The organism is Pseudomonas izuensis, from assembly GCF_009861505.1.
Taxonomy (GTDB): domain Bacteria; phylum Pseudomonadota; class Gammaproteobacteria; order Pseudomonadales; family Pseudomonadaceae; genus Aquipseudomonas; species Aquipseudomonas izuensis.
In genome coordinates this window covers 149217-164824 of record NZ_WTFT01000014.1, presented here as the reverse complement: position 1 = coordinate 164824, position 15608 = coordinate 149217, and the positions used below count along the sequence as shown (strand labels likewise).

General features: G+C 60.0%; 16 protein-coding genes and 1 pseudogene. 7 read left to right on the top strand and 10 right to left on the bottom strand.

All coding sequences use genetic code 11. From position 1 onward, the window contains the following. Window positions 1–97: 97 nt before the first annotated feature. Window positions 98–970, top strand: coding sequence for a mechanosensitive ion channel family protein (locus GPL81_RS15065; RefSeq protein ID WP_096510336.1), 873 nt, complete (start codon window positions 98–100; stop codon window positions 968–970). 16 nt (window positions 971–986) lie between these two features. On the opposite strand, the gene GPL81_RS15060 is transcribed toward GPL81_RS15065, so the two are convergent. The 9 genes from GPL81_RS15060 to GPL81_RS15020 form a co-directional block, all read right to left on the bottom strand. Beyond that, entirely contained in the window at window positions 987–1424 is a 438-nt protein-coding gene (locus GPL81_RS15060) for a short chain dehydrogenase (protein WP_160107394.1), read from the bottom strand. A gap of 104 nt (window positions 1425–1528) precedes the next feature. Beyond that, window positions 1529–1993, bottom strand: a complete 465-nt coding sequence (locus GPL81_RS15055; RefSeq protein ID WP_160107393.1) for a PA2171 family ribosome-binding persister protein — start codon at window positions 1991–1993, stop codon at window positions 1529–1531. Window positions 1994–2167: 174 nt separating this feature from the next. After that, window positions 2168–2362 carry a hypothetical protein gene (locus GPL81_RS15050; RefSeq protein WP_160107392.1) on the bottom strand — a complete coding sequence of 65 codons (195 nt, stop codon included), beginning with the start codon at window positions 2360–2362 and terminating at the stop codon, window positions 2168–2170. Window positions 2363–2389: 27 nt separating this feature from the next. Next, the gene (locus GPL81_RS15045) at window positions 2390–2578 is read right to left on the bottom strand and encodes a hypothetical protein (protein ID WP_160107391.1); all 189 of its coding nucleotides are present in this window, start codon (window positions 2576–2578) and stop codon (window positions 2390–2392) included. Window positions 2579–2663: 85 nt separating this feature from the next. Further along, the gene (locus GPL81_RS15040) at window positions 2664–2831 is read right to left on the bottom strand and encodes a DUF2238 domain-containing protein (RefSeq protein ID WP_178122598.1); all 168 of its coding nucleotides are present in this window, start codon (window positions 2829–2831) and stop codon (window positions 2664–2666) included. 5 nt (window positions 2832–2836) lie between these two features. Further along, complete coding sequence (locus GPL81_RS15035) at window positions 2837–3430, bottom strand: hypothetical protein (RefSeq protein ID WP_160107390.1); 594 nt, start codon at window positions 3428–3430, stop codon at window positions 2837–2839. 450 nt (window positions 3431–3880) lie between these two features. Beyond that, window positions 3881–4387: a peptide-methionine (S)-S-oxide reductase MsrA gene (gene msrA / locus GPL81_RS15030; protein WP_160107389.1), complete on the bottom strand. Its 507-nt coding sequence runs from the start codon at window positions 4385–4387 to the stop codon at window positions 3881–3883. A gap of 176 nt (window positions 4388–4563) precedes the next feature. Further along, on the bottom strand, window positions 4564–5067 hold the full coding sequence (locus tag GPL81_RS15025; protein ID WP_160107388.1) for a copper chaperone PCu(A)C: 504 nt from the start codon (window positions 5065–5067) through the stop codon (window positions 4564–4566). Beyond that, window positions 5067–5672, bottom strand: a complete 606-nt coding sequence (locus tag GPL81_RS15020; RefSeq protein ID WP_160107387.1) for an SCO family protein — start codon at window positions 5670–5672, stop codon at window positions 5067–5069. The genes GPL81_RS15025 and GPL81_RS15020 overlap by 1 nt, the downstream gene beginning before the upstream one ends. 242 nt (window positions 5673–5914) lie before the next feature. Here GPL81_RS15020 and GPL81_RS15015 point away from each other — a divergent pair, with 242 nt between their 5' ends. From GPL81_RS15015 to GPL81_RS31975, 5 genes and pseudogenes are all read left to right on the top strand, one after another. Then, window positions 5915–6115: a YbdD/YjiX family protein gene (locus GPL81_RS15015; protein WP_160107386.1), complete on the top strand. Its 201-nt coding sequence runs from the start codon at window positions 5915–5917 to the stop codon at window positions 6113–6115. 438 nt (window positions 6116–6553) lie between these two features. Beyond that, a complete protein-coding gene (gene nirB / locus GPL81_RS15010) occupies window positions 6554–9115 on the top strand; it encodes a nitrite reductase large subunit NirB (RefSeq protein WP_160107385.1) in 2562 nt (853 codons plus the stop codon). Further along, the gene (nirD, locus tag GPL81_RS15005; protein WP_160107384.1) at window positions 9115–9489 is read left to right on the top strand and encodes a nitrite reductase small subunit NirD; all 375 of its coding nucleotides are present in this window, start codon (window positions 9115–9117) and stop codon (window positions 9487–9489) included. Before nirB ends, nirD begins: the two co-directional genes overlap by 1 nt. Window positions 9490–9738: 249 nt before the next feature. Beyond that, window positions 9739–10494 (top strand): annotated as a pseudogene (locus tag GPL81_RS31980) (MCP four helix bundle domain-containing protein); the annotation flags it as partial. Further along, a complete protein-coding gene (locus GPL81_RS31975) occupies window positions 10489–11352 on the top strand; it encodes a methyl-accepting chemotaxis protein (RefSeq protein WP_425502578.1) in 864 nt (287 codons plus the stop codon). The pseudogene GPL81_RS31980 and the gene GPL81_RS31975, both read left to right, overlap by 6 nt. A gap of 191 nt (window positions 11353–11543) precedes the next feature. On the opposite strand, the gene ilvD is transcribed toward GPL81_RS31975, so the two are convergent. After that, complete coding sequence (ilvD, locus tag GPL81_RS14995; RefSeq protein WP_160107382.1) at window positions 11544–13226, bottom strand: dihydroxy-acid dehydratase; 1683 nt, start codon at window positions 13224–13226, stop codon at window positions 11544–11546. Window positions 13227–13722: 496 nt separating this feature from the next. Here ilvD and mqo point away from each other — a divergent pair, with 496 nt between their 5' ends. Further along, window positions 13723–15363 carry a malate dehydrogenase (quinone) gene (gene mqo, locus GPL81_RS14990; protein WP_160107381.1) on the top strand — a complete coding sequence of 547 codons (1641 nt, stop codon included), beginning with the start codon at window positions 13723–13725 and terminating at the stop codon, window positions 15361–15363. Window positions 15364–15608: the final 245 nt, after the last annotated feature.

The window sequence follows — 15608 nt, the reverse complement described above, 5'->3', positions numbered from 1 at the left end:
CGCGATGACGGCAGCCGATTCAGCCCGTCCCTCGACTGGCGGCCCGCGCCGGCTGTGCTAGCGTCTTGAGGTCAACCCTCATTTGCGAGCCAGCGCCATGGACGAGACCATCGTTAATGTAACCACCGAGAAGTTCAACGCGCTCATAGCCGTCATACAGGCCTATGGCGTGGCTTTCGCGGTCAAGATTCTGGGCGCCATCGCGTTCTGGATCGTCGGCCGCTGGCTGATCGGTTTTGCTGTTGGCATGGTGCAGAAAGCCCTGGGCAAGCAGAAAGTCGATCCGACGGTGCTGCGCTATGTCGGCTCGGCCATCACCGTGACGTTGAACATCATTCTGGTGATCGCCATCCTCGGTTTCCTTGGCATGCAGACCACTACCTTCGCGGCACTGCTCGCCGCCGTCGGCCTGGCGATCGGCATGGCCTGGTCGGGGTTGCTGGCCAATCTGGCGGCAGGTGCCTTCATCATTGTGTTGCGTCCGTTCAAGGTCGGCGATTTCATCTCGGCGGGTGGGGTCGTCGGCACCGTCACCGAGATCGGCCTGTTCGCCACCGCGATCAACACGCCGGACAACGTGCTGACCCTGGTCGGCAACAACAAGATCTTCAGCGACAACATCCAAAACTTCACCCATAACCCGTTCCGTCGTGTCGAGCTCAAGGCGCAGCTGTCCGGCGCCGCCGACTGGAAAGCGGCCGCGGCGTTGCTGAAAGAGAAAATCGCCGCCATCCCCAATGTGCTTGAGACGCCTGCAGTAGACGTGGAGATCCTGGAGTTCAACCTGGTCGGTCCGGTGTTGGCGGTGCGTCCGTACTGTCATAACGAAAACTATTGGCAGGTGTATTTCGACACCAACCGCATCATCAAGGATGCCCTGGGCGAAGCCGGCTTCCCGGCACCGATGCCGGCGCAGACCGTGATCTTCCAGCAGGGTGCCGCGCTGCCCGGCCCGCTCGCAAAGGAGTGACCTCAGGAACCGGTAGTCAGTGATGGCGGTTTCGGCCCCGAAAGCGATTCACCGCCAACAGGCAACCGCCAAACAATAACGCTGCAGCGGCTACCAGCAGTGGTGAAGGGCGTTGCACATATCCTTGAACAGGGCGGACATCGACCACTGTCATGGGCAGGTCTGCCCGGGCGCGGAAAGGCGCTTCGCTCAATGTCAGGCGCGCGCCATCGGCCAGGGTCAATGTCAGGTCTTCGATGGTGCCGGCGACCCGGCCGGGAAACACCGGCTCTCCTGTCGGATCGAGTTGGTCATACAGAAACTGCTGACCTTCGAGCCAGCCGACGGCGGTCTGTAACTCGGGTTCCAGGTAATACTTTCCGTCAAGAAAGAAGCCCGGGAAATGATGGGCACGCTCGACGCTTTCGATGATGTAGCGCTCACCCGGTTTCATGCCGGTCAATGAGGCGATCATGGTGAGGTCCTCCTTGCGGGTGATGTATCGAGAAGCCCGCCATGAAGAGGGTGGGCTTCAGCTTTGCAGAACTTGACGCGCCGGACTCGACGGCGCTGTTTCGCTCAGGCTGCGATATTCCCGCCGTTCAGTTGCTTTTTCATCGCCTCCATTTGCGTGCCCAACGCTTCCAGTTCTGCCTTGCCCAGCAGTTTTCTGGCTTGAGGAAACATCTCGGTTTCTTCTTCTTCGATGTGGTGCTCAAGCAGCTCCTTGACGACTTTGGCCCGCCCTGAAAACTCGACGCTCGCAGGATCCGTGATCTTGAGGTCAGGCAATACGAGCGAGTCGACCGTGCGGTGTTCTTCTTTCGCCTCGTAGTACATTTTTTCCTGTTCCTTGCCACCGGCTTTTTTGTAGGCCGGGTAGAGAATTTCTTCTTCGAGCCGGGTATGAATCGTGATTTCCATTTCGAGCTTGGCAATCAGCTCGGCGCGTTTTTTTACCGCCCGTTCCGTTGAATCTTCCAGTTGCGTCAAGATGGATTTCACTCGTTCATGGTCGGCTTTCAGGATGTCGATGGCGTTCATTATCTTGCCTCACTGTCACGGGAAGAGTTGGGCCGGTCCATGCCGGCACCCCTGGTGTCCAGAAAGAAACAGCATTCGCTGTGCCAATCGAATGGCCAGTGGAAACAGGCTTGTAATCAAAGAGTTATTCTTGAGCGATTCGAAATGTGCCATGCAGGCTGCACGACTGGCGCTTCAGAGGCATTGCAAATAGCGGGTGTAAAAAGAAAGTGTTGTGGCCACTTCAAATGTGTACGGCGGCTGATCGGCAGCTTGTGCGCAGTTCCCTGTATTCACCTGTAGGAGCTGGCTTGCCAGCGAAGACGGTGGGTCAGTCGATAAATTTTTCGCCTGGAAGAACGCTTTCGCTGCGGTGCGGCGTTCCGACAAGCCAGCTCCTACAGGTACGCGTGTAGCTCAATTGCCATCGGCCACCTTGCGCTCGATCTCGTCGACTTTGCGCTGGAACTCATCGGCCTCCGGCTCATCGGATGGCGCCGGAGAGGAGGGCAGGGTCTCATCAGCATGTTCGGGGTCACGGTTCTCGGACTCACCGGGAATGGCCGCGAAGGGTTTGGCGGTTTTGGCACGGTCGTCGTTGTTCATGGTGTTTTCCTCCAGTGTCTACACATTGGATAAAGCACCCTGGAACGAGTTCGAGTTATTTTGCCGGTGCAGCCTGATCGGTTGATCAATGCCTGAACTTCAGGACGGCGCGCAACGCCAGGCAGATAAGTGCCCCGAGGAACGCCAGGGCCATGTCTTTCTGCGAGTCCCAGATATCCTTCTGGATGGCCACGAACGCCTCGGCCTCAGTCGGGGAGGCCGGTTTTTCGATGGCCGGTTCGCTGACGGCCATGCTGTTCACAAAGCGGGGTAGCCGAAATAAATGAATGCAACCGCCGCGGCGATGGCAAAAGCGCCCAAGGCTTTCGTCGTGGAGCGACTCGAGCGACTGGAGTTCATGGAGCCGGTGGATCGCTGCAGGTGGGTGCCCGAATACACCGTACGAACGAAGAAACCGTCCATGGTTGCCTTGTACGTGTAATGCAAGCCAATGAACAGAAACAAGGCGATCAGACCGATGACGACCCCGCGGGTAATCGCCGGTTGGACCAGAGGCTTGGGCGTCTCTGTCGCGCAGGCAGGGCTCTTGAATTCAGCGATGGAGATTCGTCCGTCAGCCAGTGAAGCCAGGCGGGTGCCCTTGAGGGGCGATGCCTGCTGATCCAGGTCCAGCGCCTGATACTTCCAGAGCGTTGCCGAGCCTTCCCGGCAGTAAGTGAACGCGCCGGGGTTGCCGGCGGCAATGATACAGGCATCGTTGATGCCGTGTTTTTTCAGGGTCTCGATGGCCGACCGGGTGAAGTCCAGTTCGAGGACAGGAATGACTCCGTTGGCACACGCCCCGGCGGAAACCAGCAGGCCCCCCAGGAGGCAAAGGGTTGAAATGTTCAAGGTGAATTTCCTTGTTTTTATTGGCCTTCTGATAGAGCTGACTTGTGCTCTGTCCTGTCGGTTTATGAAGTCTAGATTGCTAATCGCACATTGACGGCCAAAAGTGCGCAAGATGATGTCGAACCCTCCGCTCCCTCTGTTGGACGACCGATGACATGGCTAACAGTGCGTTGCTGTGCCTTACTCGAAGGTTGAATCGCGAATGATAATTGCGAGAGGGCGACAGCCGCGCTGATGGCGCTGATTCGCGCCGCCGTGGCGCTCAATACCGCCACGCGCAAATAACTGGCACAACCCCTTGTAGGAGCTGGCTTGCCAGCGAAGACGGAGTGTCAGTCGACATATTCATCGCCTGAAAGAACGCTTTCGCTGCGGTGCGGCGATCCGACAAGCCAGCTCCTACACAGGAGCCTTCGCTGGCAAGCCAGCTCCTACACGCGGGGTTAGCCGTTACCCGCGTTTGGGCAACGTCCAGTTTGGCCGGATGAAATGGCAGGTGTAGCCGTTGGGGTAGTGTTCGAGATAATCCTGGTGTTCAGGCTCCGCTTCCCAGAACGGTCCGGCGGGCTCGATCTCGGTGACGACCTTGCCGGGCCAGAGGCCGGAAGCTTCGACGTCCGCAACGGTGTCTTCAGCGACTTGCCGTTGTTCATCGCTCAGGTAATAGAGTGCGGAGCGATAGCTCGTCCCCAGGTCGTTGCCCTGGCGATTTTTGGTGGTCGGGTCGTGGATCTGGAAGAAGAATTCGAGAATCTGGCGGTAGCTGATCTGCTGCGGGTCGAAGACGATCTCGATCGCCTCTGCATGGCTGCCATGATTGCGGTAGGTCGCATTGGGCACATCGCCGCCCGAGTAACCGACCCGCGTGGCAAGCACGCCCGGATAGCGTCGCAACAGATCCTGCATGCCCCAGAAGCAGCCGCCGGCGAGGATGGCGGTTTCAGTGTTGGTCGTCATGGTACGCAACTCCCATCAGTTGTGGTGAGGGGATTTATCCCCGTTGGGCTGCGAAGCGGCCCCAAAACCTGCTATAGCGGTTCTACAGGCATAGCGCCAACACAGATTTTACGACTGCTTCGCAGCCGAACGGGGATGAATCCCCTCGCCACAGTATCTTTCTCGCCGTCAGACCCTCATTGCATTTTGCTGTGATCCATCTTGCTGTGGTCCATGCTGCTGTGATCCATCGCGCCGAGCGAACGGGCTTCGGCCTCGACCTTGATCGTCTCTTTCTCGCCCTTGGCGTTTTCCACGGTCAGGGTCAGGGGCACTTTGCTGCCTTCTGCTACCTGGGCCGTCAGGTCCATCAGCATGACGTGGTAGCCGCTAGGGTCCAGGCTCACCGGTTTGCCGGCCGGCAACGCCACGGATTCGACCTGACCCATGCGCATCACATCGTCTTTCATGCTCATTTCGTGAATTTGCACCGTCTTCGCGATGGGCGACTGCACGCTGAGCAACTTGCTGTCCGTATCGGCCTGCAGGGTCATGAAGGCGCCGGTCGAATGCTGACCGGCCACCGTGGCGCGGACCCAGGCGTCATTGACCTGGGTTTGCGCGCACGCCTGCCAGGCCAGGCCGATCAGGGAAAGGCCCAAGGCCAGCTGTTTGATACGGTTCGGGAACAACGAAGTCATCAGCAGACCTCCATGACGGTGAGCAGGTCTTCTGCGCACTCTTGAGCGGTAAGGGATGCGGACAGGCCCAGGCGCAGATTGCCTCGGGAGTCGAACACGTAGCTGGTCGCGGTGTGGGACAGGGTGTAGGTGTCGCCGCTCGGCACTTTCTCGAAGAATACGCCGAACTCTTTGGCAACGGCGGCGGTTTCTTCCAGTGTGCCGGACAGTGCTTCGAAGCTCGGATCGAAGGCCTTGACGTATTTGTCGAGCATTTCGGGCGTGTCGCGCTCGGGGTCCAGGGTGATGAAGATCACTTGCAGGCGGTCGCCATCGCGGCCCATCAGCTTCTTCGCCTGGGCGGCACGGGCCAGTGTCGTCGGGCAGACGGCCGGGCATTGGGTGAACCCGAAGAAGATCATCGGCATCAGGCCCCGGTAGCTACCGAGCATCCGGGTTTCGCCCTCGGCGTCCTTGAGCTTGAAGTTACGCCCCATGATCTTGTCGCTCAGATCCTTGCCGTATTTGAACGACAGCTTGCTGCTGCCATCGCAACCGGCGAGCAGGCCAAGGCTCAGCAGGCTCATGCCCTGCAGGACCGTGCGACGGGAATACAACGTACTCATGGAAATAAAGCTTCCTGTGTAGCGACAGAAAAAACACAGTGCCTGACGCATCAGGCGGAAAAAAGCGCAGGGATGTTAACAAACTGTTGCCCAATCGCGCTTAATCGGTCGCCCGAAGGTACTGCGCCAAAAGGTCGCGGGGGGTTGCGTACACAAGAATACAAAGGCGCCTTGCGCGGACACATTGCAGATACATCAGTGCGCTTCCATGAGGTATCCAATCCCACATAGAGAGCATTGCCATGTTCCGTAAACTGCAACAGGCCGCCAGGTTCCTGCGCCAAAGCGCACAGTTGATGGTGGGCGTCCCCGATTACGACAACTACGTCGCGCAAATGGCGCTCAAATCCCCGGGCGAGCCAGTGATGAGCTACGAGGCATTTTTCCGTGAGCGTCAGGAGGCGCGGTTTGGACGGGGCAAGTGCAATACGCGGTGCTGCTGAACGATCAAACCTGTGGCGAGGGGATAAATCCCCTCGCGACAGATTTCACCCGCAACTTTTTCACTACATGCACTTTTATAAAGCGCAGGGACCGATGGCGTGCACCAGCGCGTAGCGGTTTGCTGATCCACTTTCCCTTCACTCACGCCCGGTCAATTGCATAAAACCCGCCTGAATCAACGTCCCTGTGGCACTTCTCCAGCCCTGATCCATTGACTGGCACAAACCCTGCAATGACCCACTCAAGCCCCTCTACATAGTTGGGCAGCCCTCTCGGTCAACGACGATCGATCAACCGTACAGGTCGTGGGCAATATCGGTGGACTGGGCATGGCCGTCTGGTTTCAACACCGCAAGAGAACAGGCAAAGACGCCTGGAACCGCAAGGTTTCAGGCGTTTTTTTTTGCTTTTTGAACTGTGATGGGCAGGTGTCATTTATGAATTGCAATGTAGCCACGTTGAACAAGCTGCAAACGCTGGTCGTGATCGGCAATGGCATGGTCGGACATCATTGTGTCGAGCAGTTGATCGAGCGCGGCGCCCTCGGGCGCTATCGTCTACACGTTTTCAGCGAAGAGCCGATGCGCGCCTACGACCGTGTGCATCTGTCCGAATACTTCACCGGTCGCGATGCCGAGTCGCTGGCGCTGAGTGACGCCTCGCTGTACCAGACGCCCGGCGTCACGCTGCACCTGGGTGTGCCGGTGCTGGAAATCGACCGTGCACGACGCGAAGTCATCACCGCGCAGGGCTGCGTGGCCTACGACAAATTGATCATGGCCACCGGCTCCTATCCGTTCGTGCCGCCGATTGAAGGTGCCGAAGGCGATTCGCGCCTGGTCTACCGCACCCTTGAAGACCTCGATGCCATTCGTGCCGCGGCGGCCAATGCCCGGCGTGGTGTAGTGGTCGGTGGTGGCCTGCTCGGCCTGGAAGCCGCCAACGCCCTGAAAAGCCTGGGTCTTGAAGCCCATGTGGTGGAGTTCACGCCGCGCCTGATGCCGGTGCAACTGGATGATCTTGGCGGTCTGGCGCTCAAGGCGCAGATCGAACGGCTGGGCGTCGGCGTGCACCTGTCCCGCGCCACGCAATCGATCAGCGCGGGCGAGCAGTACCGCTATCGGATGAATTTCGCCAACGACGAGTTCCTCGAAACCGACCTGGTGGTGTTCTCCGCCGGTATCCGCGCCCAGGATGCACTGGCCCGTCAATGTGCACTGGAGATCGGCCCGCGCGGTGGGGTGGTGATCGACGACACCTGCCAAAGCTGCGACCCGAACATCTACGCCATCGGTGAATGCGCTTCATGGAACGGCAGCCTGTTCGGCCTGGTCGCCCCCGGCTATCAGATGGCCCGCAGCGTCGCCGCGCGCCTGTGTGGCGACGCCGCCGAGCCGTTCCGGGGCGCCGACATGTCGACCAAGCTCAAGTTGTTGGGGGTCGATGTCGGTTCCATCGGCGATGCCCATGCCCACACCCCGGGCGCCCGCAGTTATCAGTTCATCGACGAGACCACGGCCAGCTATCGGCGCCTGGTGGTAGACGCTTCCGGCAAGCAGGTGCTCGGTGCGGTGCTGATCGGTGACAACAGCTATTACGACACCCTGCTGCAATACATGCAGAACGCAATTGCCTTGCCGGACGAACCGGCCGGCCTGATCCTGCCGTCGTCCGAAGGTGCGCCGACCCTGGGCCCAGGCGCCTTGCCGGAATCGGCCACGGTCTGTTCGTGCCACAACGTCACCAAGGGCGCCATCTGCTCGGCCATCGACGGCGGTTGCACCGACCTCGGCCTGCTCAAGTCGCAGACCAAGGCCTGCACCGGTTGTGGCGGTTGTGCCGGGTTGCTCAAGCAATTCTTCGAGCATGAGTTGATTGCCCGTGGGGTCAGCGTCGACAAGAGCCTGTGCGAGCATTTCGCCTACACCCGTCAGGAGCTGTATGCGCTGGTGCGGGTAGAAGGGGTGATCACCTTCGAAGAACTGCTTGCCAAACATGGCCGTGGCCACACCGGGTGCGACGTGTGCAAACCGGCGGTGGGCTCGATCCTGGCGTCATGCTGGAACCAGCCGATCATGGACCCGTCGCTGGTGCCGTTGCAGGACACCAACGACACCTTCATGGCCAACATGCAGAAAAACGGCACCTACTCGGTGGTGCCACGCATTCCCGGCGGCGAGATCACCGCCGACAAGCTGATCGCCATCGGCGTGGTGGCGAAGAAATACGACCTCTACACCAAAATCACCGGCGGCCAGCGCATCGATCTGTTCGGCGCGCAATTGCATCAGTTGCCGGACATCTGGGGCGAATTGATCGAAGCCGGCTTTGAAACCGGGCACGCCTACGGCAAATCGACCCGCACGGTGAAATCCTGCGTCGGCAGCACCTGGTGCCGGTACGGCGTGCAGGACAGCGTGCAAATGGCCCTGACGATCGAAGACCGCTACAAGGGCCTGCGCTCGCCGCACAAGCTCAAGTTCGCGGTGTCCGGTTGCACCCGTGAATGCGCGGAGGCGCAAAGCAAGGACGTGGGCGTGATCGCTACCGAGAAGGGCTGGAACCTCTACATCGCCGGCAACGGCGGCATGCGCCCGCGCCACGCCGAACTGTTCGCCACCGATCTGGATGATGCGACGCTGATCCGCTACATCGACCGTTTCCTGATGTTCTACATCCGCACCGCCGACAAGCTGCAGCGCACCTCGGTATGGCGCGAAAGCCTGGAGGGCGGCCTGGATTACCTCAAGGAGGTGATCATCCACGACAGCCTGGGCCTGGGTGCTGAACTGGAGTCGCAGATGCAACGGGTGGTCAATCGTTATGAATGCGAGTGGGCCAACGCCCTCAAAGACCCGGAAAAGCTCAAGCGCTTCCGCACCTTCGTCAACGACAAACGCCCGGACCCGGACATCCACTTCGTCCAGGAACGCGGCCAACGGCGCCCGATCATGGCCACCGAACTCAACCTGATCCCTGTCACCGAGGAGAGCCTCTGATGATTCAGTCCAATACCCAACGCGTTGAAACCGGTTTGTCTGCCACCTGGCAATCGGTGTGCAGCCAGCAGGATCTGGTGAACGACTCTGGCGTGGTGGTGTGGCTGGACGGCGCGCAAGTGGCGCTGTTCTACCTGCCGGGCATCGAGGGCAAAAACCTCTACGCCATCGACAACCACGACCCGCAATCGGGGGCCAATGTCATCGGTCGCGGCCTGGTCGGCAACATCAAGGGCGACCTGGTGGTGGCGTCGCCCATCTACAAACAACACTTCCGCCTGGAGGACGGCAGTTGCCTGGAGTACCCCCAACAGCGTTTGCGGGTGTGGCCGGTGCGGTTGAATGAGGGAAGGGTGGAAGTCGCAGTGGTGTGATTCCCCCTGTAGGAGCGAGCCTGCTCGCGATGGGCGTCAACGATAACGCGTGCTGTCTGAATGCCCGCATTGTCTGGGCGTTATTCGCGAGCGGGCACGCGCCTACAGCCATTTGTCGTAAAAACTGCAAAACCCGGGTGCTGCCTTTCAGTAACCGCTCGATCCCGCCGATAACCTCTTCAGCAATGGGCTTTCTTTAGGATGATGAAGCCACCCAAACGATAGACGTGCGAAAAGAGGAACCACAGAGTGTCCATAAAACTGCGTTTACTGTTACTGATCGGCACCGGCGTGCTCACCGCATTGATCATGGGCATGGTCAGTTACCTGGGAAATAGCCAGATGGCGGGAGCGGTGCAGGCCAACGACGTCGGCATGACCGCGCTGCGCAATCATCTTGAGGCCGACATGATGCACGATGCGCTGCGCGCCGATGTGCTGTCGGCGATGCTGGTGGGCTTGGGCAAAAGCACCAGCAGCAAGGCCGAGGTGCGCAGCTCCATCGAGGAGCACACCGCACATTTTCGTGAAGTGCTCGGCGAAAACCTCAAGCTTGCGGTCAACGACACCCTGAAAACCGCGCTGAACCAGATCAAGCCCAGTCTTGATACCTACATCAGTGCCGCCGAGCGCATAGTTGGCCTGGCCCTGGAAAACCCCGAGGCCGCGCAAAAGGAATTGAGCACCTTCAACAGCGCGTTCAGCCAATTGGAAAACCAGATGGCGGCCCTCAGCGAGCTGATTGAAAACAACACCCAGCACACCAGCCAGGGCACGGCGCAGGCCATCAGCAATGCCAATCTCACGGTCGGCGCTGTGCTCATCGTCAGCCTGCTGCTCCTGCTGGTGCTGGGTCGTTCGGCCATTGTCAGCATCTTGGGGCCGTTGCAGACCGCCAGCCGCATTGCCGAAAGCATCGCCCACGGCAATCTCAGCGAGCCAATCGTCGAGAGCCAGCGCAACGACGAAGCCGGTCAATTGATTCGCAGCCTGGCCACCATGCAGCGGGATTTGCGCGGCATGATCGAAGTGGTGCGCAGTAACGCCCATGGCGTCAGCGGCATGAGTGAACGATTGAGCAACGGCTGCCACGAAGTCGCGGGCAGCAGCCAGCAACAAAGCGTCGCGGCCAGCACCATGGCCGCGGCCGCCAGCGAAATGACCGCGAGCATCGAGGAAATCACCCGGCATGCCGAGCGCGCGCTGAACATGGCCAATCAGGCCGAGGCATTGGCCAAGGATGGCGGGCGGGTGATCCATCAGGTGGTCAATGACATGGACGGCATCGCCCGTTCGGCGCAGCAATCGGCACAGGTGATTCGTACGCTGGACAAGGATTCCGAAGCGATTTTCAGCATCATCCAGGTGATCAAGGGCATCGCCGATCAGACCAACCTGCTGGCACTGAACGCCGCCATCGAAGCCGCCCGCGCCGGTGAGCAGGGGCGCGGGTTTGCCGTGGTGGCCGACGAAGTGCGCAGCCTCGCCGGACGCACCAGCGCCTCCACCCAGGAAATCGCCGCCATGGTGTCGCGCATCCAGCAAAGCACCCGCGAGGCGGTGACCAGCATGGAGGCGGGCGTGGCCCAGGTCGACAAAGGCATGGCGGTGACCGCCGATGTTGAACGCGCCATCCGCGAAATCCTCGACGCCACGCTCAACACCACGCAACTGGTCAACGACATCAGCCGCACCATCGGCGAGCAGAGCCTGGCCAGCAATGAAATCGCCCATCAGGTGGAGATGATTGCCGGCATGTCCGAAGGCACCAGCAAGGTGATAGGGCAGACGGCTTCGACGACCGATGAGTTGTCTTCGTTGGCTGGAAAACTGTCGCAGTCGGTGGATCGGTTTCGATTGTGATTCGTGAAATGCAGGCTCTGTAGGCGCCGGCCTGGTGGCGAAGGGGCCATCAGTTTTTCGGTGATCACAAGGCCGCCTTCGCTGGCAAGCCAGCTCCTACAGGGTTTCTGGGTGAATCACAGTTTTGTGATCACCCTGAAACCCTGTGGGAGCTGGCTTGCCAGCGATGGCAATAGATCAGACACACCAGGTTAAAGGTACTTATCAGTTACAGCCCCCTCCGAGGCACTGGACACCGTCTTCGCATACTTGGCCAACACCCCGCGTTTGTATTTGGATGCCGGGCGCACCCAACGGGTCTTGCGCTGCGCCAGTTCGGTGTCCGACACATCCACGGTGATCTGCCGGGTTTCGGCGTCGATGGTGATCTTGTCACCGTCTTCGATCAACGCAATCGGCCCGCCTTCAAAGGCTTCCGGCGTGATATGCCCCACCACGAAACCATGTGAGCCGCCGGAAAAACGGCCGTCGGTGATCAGCGCGACATCCTTGCCCAGCCCCTTGCCCATCACCGCCGAGGTGGGCGAGAGCATTTCGCGCATACCCGGCCCGCCCTTGGGCCCTTCGTAGCGAATCACGATCACATCGCCGGCCTGCACTTCGCCGTTGAGAATGCCGGCCAGTGCGCCTTCCTCACCGTGATAAACCCGCGCAGTGCCTTCAAAACGCAGGCCCTCCTTGCCGGTGATCTTGGCCACCGCGCCGGTGGGCGAGAGGTTGCCGCGCAAGATCACCAGGTGCGAGTCCTTTTTGATCGGCTGGTCGAAGGGCAGGATCACGTCCTGGCCAGCGGGGTAGTCGGGCACGCTTTCGAGGTTCTCGGCGAGGGTCTTGCCGGTGACGGTCAGCACATCGCCGTGCAGCATGCCGGCCGCCAGCATGCGCTTCATCAAGGGCTGGATGCCGCCAATGGCCACCAGCTCGCTCATCATGTATTTACCGCTGGGGCGCAGGTCGGCCACCACCGGCGACACCTTGCCCAGTTCGACGAAGTCATCCAGGGTCAGTTCGACATCCACCGCGTGGGCCATGGCCAACAGATGCAACACCGCATTGGTGGAGCCGGCGAGGGCGATCACCACGCGAATGGCGTTTTCGAAGGCCTTGCGGGTCATGATGTCCCGTGGCTTGAGGTCGAGTTTGAGCAGCTCCATGACCTGCTGCCCGGCGCGGAAACTGTCCGAAGCCTTGTCGCTGCCGACGGCGTCCTGGGAGCTGGAACCGGGCAGGCTCATGCCCAACGCCTCAATGGCCGAGGCCATGGTGTTGGCGGTGTACATGCCACCACAGGAACCGGGGCCGGGAATCGCCACTTCCTCGATCTGCTTGACCTGGATCTCGCTGATGTCACCGCGCGCGTGCTGGCCCACGGCTTCGAATACGGAAATGATGTCGGTGTGGCCGGCACCCGGGCGGATGGTGCCGCCATAGACGAAGATCGACGGGCGATTGAGCCGCGCCATGCCGATCAGGCAGCCCGGCATGTTCTTGTCGCAACCCCCCACGGTCACCAGCCCGTCGAAGCCTTCGCAACCGGCCACCGTCTCGATGGAGTCGGCGATCACTTCCCGCGACACCAGCGAATACTTCATGCCTTCGGTGCCGTTGGCGATGCCGTCGGAAATGGTGATGGTGTTGAAGATCACGCCTTTGGCGCCAGCGGCATTCGCGCCTTTTTCAGCTTCGAGCGCCAGCTTGTCGATGTGCATGTTGCACGGCGTGACCATCGCCCAGGTCGAGGCAATGCCGATCTGCGGCTTGGTGAAGTCTTCGTCGGTAAAACCCACGGCACGCAGCATGGATCGGGCCGGCGCGGCTTCGACGCCATCGACCACTTCTGAGGAATATTTGCGCAGATCGTCTTTGTCGCTCATGGCTTTTCCTCACAGGCTCAACTGAAGACCCCTGAGTATAGTCGCCCGTTTGCTGTGACTTGTAGGAGCTGGCTTGCCAGCGAAAGCGTCCTCAAATGCGATACAACACTCGCCTTGGCCTTCGCCAGCAAGCCGGCTCCTACAGGATCGAGGGTCTAGCGGCAGATATATGTCTGGACCAGGCAGTCGTGAACAGACGCGCGGGTTTGCCGTGTCGTGATATTCTTCGCCCCAACTTGGTTTGACCTATTCAGTTTGCGCGTCCTCGAGATGCGCCAACGGAATCACTGTCGCTCAAGTAGCTGAAGCCAAAAAAGATAAAAAGTCAGTTCAGTAGGGACATATAACTGGGGTCGATGCAGTTCGTCGGCCTTGTGTGCCCACCCTGCGAAACTTATGACCAGGCGCCCACGACATTTGCCTGAATGCCGTGAAGCACGGGGCCTGTGGGATAAGGATCAAAAGGGCGGATGACGTTTTATCAAAGGTGTTACAGATGTTTAAGAAAGTGAACACAGCCCTGCTGGGGCTGGCGTTGTCGTTGGGGATCACGACAGCCCAGGCTGAAGAAGCCAAGAAAGTCGATGTGCTGCTCATTGGCGGCGGCATCATGAGTGCAACCCTGGGTGTGTGGCTCAATGAGCTGGAACCCGGCACTTCGATGCAAATGATCGAGCGCCTCGACGGCGTCGCCCTGGAAAGCTCCAACGGCTGGAACAACGCCGGTACCGGTCACTCCGCCCTGGCCGAGCTGAACTACACGCCGGAAGACGAAAGCGGCAAGGTCTCGATCCCCAAAGCCGTTGAAATCAACGAAGCCTTCCAGATCTCCCGCCAGTTCTGGGCGTGGCAGGTCCAGCAAGGCGTGCTGAAAAACCCGCGTTCGTTCATCAACTCCACACCGCACATGAGCTTCGTGTGGGGCGATGACAACATCAAGTTCCTGAAAAAGCGCTACGAAGCCCTGCAAGCGAGCCCGCTGTTCGCCGGCATGCAGTACTCCGAAGACCCGGCTGTGATCAAGAAGTGGGTGCCGCTGATGATGGAAGGGCGTGACCCGAACCAGAAAATCGCGGCCACCTGGAGCCCGCTCGGCACCGACATGAACTTCGGCGAAATCACCCGCCAGTTCGTTGCGCACCTGCAAACCACGCCGAAATTCGACTTGAAGCTGTCCAGCGAAGTGCAGGACATCACCCGGAACCAGGATGGCAGCTGGCGCGTCAGCTACAAAAACCTGAAAGACGGCAGCAAAACCGAAACCGACGCCAAGTTCGTGTTCATCGGCGCCGGCGGCGGTGCCCTGCACCTGCTGCAGAAGTCGGGCATTCCTGAAGCTCGCGAATACGCAGGCTTCCCGGTAGGCGGCTCGTTCCTCGTGACCGATAACCCGGCCATCGCCGAGCAACACCTGGCCAAGGCCTACGGCAAAGCCTCTGTTGGCGCACCGCCGATGTCGGTTCCGCACCTGGACACCCGCGTGCTCGATGGCAAGCGCGTGATCCTGTTTGGCCCATTCGCCACTTTCAGCACCAAGTTCCTGAAAGAAGGTTCGTACCTGGACCTGCTGACCACCACCACCACGCACAACGTGTGGCCGATGACCAAGGTTGGCATCAAGGAATACCCGCTGGTGGAGTACCTGGCCGGCCAACTGATGCTGTCGGATGAAGACCGCCTCAACGCCCTGAAGGAATACTTCCCGAACGCCAAGGCCGAAGACTGGCGCCTGTGGCAAGCGGGCCAGCGCGTGCAGATCATCAAGCGTGACGAAGCCGCCGGTGGCGTGCTGAAACTGGGCACCGAAATCGTCGCTTCGCAAGACGGCACCATCGCCGGCCTGTTGGGCGCGTCCCCAGGCGCCTCGACCGCTGCACCGATCATGCTGACCGTGATCCAGAAGGTGTTCAAGGACAAGGTCGCAACCCCTGAGTGGCAGGAAAAGCTGCACAAGATCGTCCCGAGCTACGGCACCCAGCTGAACAACGACCCGGCGAAAGTGGCCGAGGAGTGGGCCTACACCGCCAAGGTGCTGGAACTGCCTGCGCCGCCGGTGATTGGTCAGGCCGCTCCGGCTGTTGAAGCGGAAAAGGCCAAGCCTGTGAAAGAGAATGCTGCGGCTGATATGGCACTTTGATCCGGATGCCTTGCCGTTGAGGTGAGGTCATTGGATTGGCTGATTCGCAGATGAAGAAAGCCCGCTGAACCGGTGTCGGTTGAGCGGGCTTTTTCGTGGGTGGGCTATAGGGATTTTCATTAGCTCACCGGTACCTGTGGGAGCTGGCTCGCCAGCGATGGCGGCCTGACAGCCGACCTGTCTTTTGCTGACGGAGTACATATCCATTCCTGCGGTAATGGCGGCTGGCGGTTTCGCCCTTACGG